At 45.6% G+C, this 996-nt stretch carries 2 protein-coding genes; both read left to right on the top strand.

Annotation, left to right across the window (positions count from 1 at the left end; translation table 11 throughout):
- The coding region (locus A3739_RS25615; RefSeq protein ID WP_068503242.1) for an ABC transporter permease at positions 1-812 on the top strand (812 nt) is incomplete at its 5' end.
- 12 nt (positions 813-824) lie between these two features.
- On the top strand, positions 825-996 hold a 172-nt coding region (locus A3739_RS31215), incomplete at its 3' end, for an ATP-binding cassette domain-containing protein (protein ID WP_197472576.1).

Here is a 996-nt window from a genome sequence, read left to right as displayed (position 1 = left end):
AATTTGAAACAGAAGCCGACTATCGTGATGAATACGTCGTCGAGCTAATCGAAGAGAAAGGCTGGATGCTATGGCCACTTATTCGCTATAGCTACGACACGCACAACTATAACTTGAGTGAACCAGCGCCCTCCTCCCCCACGTCTGATAATTGGCTGGGCACAGACGATCAGGCGCGAGACGTATTTGCGCGAGTAATTTATGGCTTTAGGATCTCTGTCTTATTCGGCTTAGCGTTGACAATTTTCTCATCCATCATTGGAGTAGCTGTTGGCGCATTACAAGGATACTACGGCGGAAAAGTCGATCTAATTGGCCAGCGATTCATAGAGATTTGGTCAGGGCTACCAGTACTATTTCTGCTAATCATTCTATCAAGCATGATTGAACCGAGCTTCTGGTGGTTACTTGGAATCATGCTGTTATTCAGCTGGATGGGCTTAGTCGATGTTGTTCGTGCCGAGTTCCTGCGCGCACGTAATCTTGAATATGTTAGAGCGGCTAGAGCCTTAGGCCTGAACAATGCAGGCATTATGTTTCGCCACATACTACCGAATGCGATGGTTGCAACTTTAACCTTTATGCCGTTCATATTGACGGGGTCTATCACAACTCTTACTTCGCTCGATTTCTTAGGATTTGGCCTACCTCCCGGATCTCCTTCACTTGGCGAGCTGATCTCGCAAGGTAAAACAAACCTTCATGCACCTTGGCTTGGAATGACAGCATTCATCGTACTTGCTCTTATGCTCTCATTACTCGTATTTATCGGCGAAGCAGTGCGCGATGCCTTTGATCCGAGAAAGATTTAAACGGAACTCATCATGACTACACCAATTATTTCCGTCCAAGATCTGAGCATCGCTTTTGAACATAACAATGTTCAGCAAACCGTAGTTCACAACGTTAGTTTCGATGTATTCAAAGGAAAGACACTCGCTCTTGTAGGTGAAAGTGGATCTGGTAAATCTGTCAGTACGAATGCGATCATGCAGC

It is taken from the genome of Oleiphilus sp. HI0067 (genome assembly GCF_001635735.1).
Note: the sequence above shows the minus strand (reverse complement) of the source record. Positions and strands in the feature narration are given on the sequence as shown.